The sequence below is a fragment of the Pseudoalteromonas sp. SWYJZ98 genome (assembly GCF_015864495.1).
Taxonomy (GTDB): domain Bacteria; phylum Pseudomonadota; class Gammaproteobacteria; order Enterobacterales; family Alteromonadaceae; genus Pseudoalteromonas; species Pseudoalteromonas distincta.
Map to the genome: position 1 here is coordinate 1 of NZ_JADYXA010000079.1, position 3,109 is coordinate 3,109.

Annotated in this window: 3 protein-coding genes; 2 read left to right on the forward strand and 1 reads right to left on the reverse strand. The window is 37.3% G+C overall.

Annotated elements, in window-relative coordinates; genetic code table 11:
- The first annotated feature begins 153 nt into the window (after positions 1-153).
- On the forward strand, positions 154-372 hold the full coding sequence (locus I6F10_RS19735) for a hypothetical protein (RefSeq protein ID WP_039489617.1): 219 nt from the start codon (positions 154-156) through the stop codon (positions 370-372).
- An 876-nt stretch (positions 373-1,248) separates the two neighbouring features.
- Here I6F10_RS19735 and I6F10_RS19740 read toward each other — a convergent pair.
- A complete protein-coding gene (locus I6F10_RS19740) occupies positions 1,249-2,439 on the reverse strand; it encodes a PQQ-dependent sugar dehydrogenase (RefSeq protein WP_165745039.1) in 1,191 nt (396 codons plus the stop codon).
- Here I6F10_RS19740 and I6F10_RS19745 point away from each other — a divergent pair.
- The gene (locus I6F10_RS19745; protein ID WP_165745040.1) at positions 2,424-2,876 is read left to right on the forward strand and encodes a hypothetical protein; all 453 of its coding nucleotides are present in this window, start codon (positions 2,424-2,426) and stop codon (positions 2,874-2,876) included. The two genes, I6F10_RS19740 and I6F10_RS19745, sit on opposite strands and share 16 nt — an antisense overlap.
- Positions 2,877-3,109: the final 233 nt, after the last annotated feature.

Sequence of the window (3,109 nt, forward strand, 5' to 3'; positions counted from 1 at the left end):
ACCCACTTTATATTCTGCATAAAATAAGTAATCGATTGAACCAAAATAGGAACTCAGCTATGGTTTGTTTATCAATAAAAAACAAATAAAAAAACGAGTAAATCTACAGGCTCGTTATGTGATTTGTGCTGAAAACAAAAAAGGAGTTTAATAATGAAATTATTTAGAATTAAAACTGCGAGTTATATTACTAAGAAGAATATCTCATCCACTTTTATGTTATTTATAGCCTCTGTAATTCCAGTTACTTTTGTAATTCAAAGAGAACTTTTTATTGGCTCAATGTTAATGATAATTGTAGTGGGTGTTTATTTGTCGCTATTAACTGGTAAAGGTTTGTTTAAGTCTAAAAACAAAAGCGCGGGGCGTTAAATAGTAATCACATAACAATCCAATTATTCCGAACTCAACTCGCTGCGCTCGTTTCGTCGGCATATTGGGGCGTTAGTTTTCATCAGTATCCATCACTAAAGGAGAATCTAGTTTGATTCAAAACATTTTGAGTTTCATGGGCGCATGGTCAATTGTAGAAAGTTCATATAAGGATGAGCTTGCTTCCCTTACTAGTGTAGTAGTAGAGTAATTTTGGCTACTAATTAAGAAAGAAATGTTATGCTAATAAGTATACAAATTTGGGTGGAAAATGACGAGATTAAAACGCGCAACGTGTTCAGCAAAAGGTAAATATGACTGCTCCCAGAGAAGAGTTATTGGGATTAATCTAATAGGGTTGTTCTTTGCTAGCATTTTGAGTTTGTTCTCTGAGAGTAATTCGATCTCATCGACAGGAGGTGCTTTTTTAATCTTTTTAGTTATGTCATTTTTCTTTCTATTTTGCTTAATCGGGACATTATATACAGGGAAATTCATTGACAGATTTGGGATTGAATGCATCCAAGATAATTATTATTCCGTAACAATAGGACAGGTTATAGTCAGTCATTTATTCTATCTGACGTTGATTATGGGATTTAAAACCTTCATTTAGAATTGAATAGAGTCAGGTCTTTCTTTTTACGATTAGCTTTATTATTTGTTACTTCATGCAAATTAATTCGGTATCACCAATATATAGGAAAGAAACAAAGGGCAAATATTGACCTCAAATATCAAGTATTAAAGGATGTGGTAAGTTTGATTGTCCCTGTCAACTCATAGTTTTTGTCGGATGGCGTGCTTACTAAAAGCCGCTTTATTTAAACTGTTATGACTCTCTAAAACCGAAGCGCCTCTAACCCTATTTGTAAACTACTTTGGTTTTACCAACATTAGCTCTGCCTCTTTACCGTCTGTTAATACCGCGACGTTACCTTTATCAGTTATAAATACATCTCTTAATCTTCCTGAAGCCTCAGGGAAGACGTGAGACTGCGTAAATTCACCGTTGGCCAGATTAACGCTGTAGAGCTTTTTATCGACTAGCGTGGTGATGAGTACATGTTGTTGTAGTGAAGGGAAGGCGGTATGTTTAGAGCCGTAATACGCCATGCCTGATGGTGCTATTGATGGCGTCCAATTAACACTTGGTTTTTGCATGCCTTTATATTCGGTAAATGGTGAAATACGCGCTTGCGAGTAATCTTTGCCATAGGTGATTACCGGCCAGCCGTAATTAGTCCCAGCGGTTAAGTAGTTTAGCTCGTCACCGCCTGCAGGGCCGTGCTCGTGGCTAATAATTTGCTGCGTATCGTAATCATAAACTAAGCCTTGAGGGTTACGATGACCGAGTGAGTAAACAGCATGCGCATTTGGGTTTTTGTGATTAATAAATGGGTTGTCTATTGGAATGGTGCCATCTAGGTTTATACGTAATATTTTACCAAGTTGGCTGGTGATAACTTGTGCTTGCTCTCTAAAGTCAAACCCATCGCCCGTTGAAACTAATAACGTATTGTCGGGTAGGATAAGGGCGCGTCCTGCGTAATGTTGCGGTGTGTTTTTATCAGTCGCTACTTTATAAATAATGTTAGGTTTTGAAAAGTCAGTGCCATTAAACGTGGCTTTGGCAACAACAAGCCTGTTTGCGCTTGCACCACCTTGGGCATAGGTAAAAATAACTTCTTTGGAGTCGTTATAATCTGGTGATAATACAATGTCAAGTAAACCACCTTGGCCTGCAACGTATAAACCTGTTAGGTTTAATTTTACTCTTGATTGCGCGTTGTTTTTAACTATAACTACATGACCATCACGCTCTGTAATTAACCATGTGCCGTTTGGTAGTTCAACCATGCTCCACGGAGACTGTAATTGCGTAGCCAGTGTTTTTGTACTGTACTGCTCCTTTGGGAGCGCAACATCTGCATTAACAGAAAACGCACAAAGCGAAAGCAGAGTAAAAAAAGAGATACATTGTTTACGGGGCAAGCCTTTGCTAGCATGGCTAGCATAAGAGAAAAGCTTTATTTTAAGTTGAGATAACCATGTCGTTTTTAACACGTATATTGCCTTCATTTTTAGTTTCTTGGTTACTTACATTCACACTAGCTAGCTTGTTTCATAGCCAATACGTTGTCAATCAATTAGTTAATGTAGGTGTAGTGGTGGGCTTTAGTGATCGTGCTAGTTTAACGCTTGATGATTGGTTAGGCCTATTACCTACCTACGGCGCTATTATTGCCCTAGCACTTGCCATCGCTTTTTTTGTTACCGCAAAGCTTAATAAAAAGGTTCAAAAATACAGTACTCAGCTATTTGTTATTGCTGGCATTGTCGCATTTGCTATTGTGTTAATTGCCATTGAATCAATTATGAATATTCATATTATAGCGGGCGCAAGAGGCTGGGGTTTTTATGCTCAACTGCTTGCAGGCGCGGGAGGTGGTTTTGCGTTTTCGCAATTATTTAAAGCAACTAAAAACCAAAAAGCGTGTTAGATGTGTGAATATAAGTACGGCTTATACGTTATATAGTGATTAATAAATAAAGGCCGCTGTTTATTGTAAACAGCGGCCTTTAAATATGGTTTTTAGAATTTAATCAAAAAATTAAGTAACTATTCACCAAGACAAATTATTTTCTAAGGATCTTTTTTAGCTATTGACTGATCCTGCCAGTATGCCAAGCTAGAGCTATTACCCTATCGCTCTAGCTTTAATGAATTTAAACA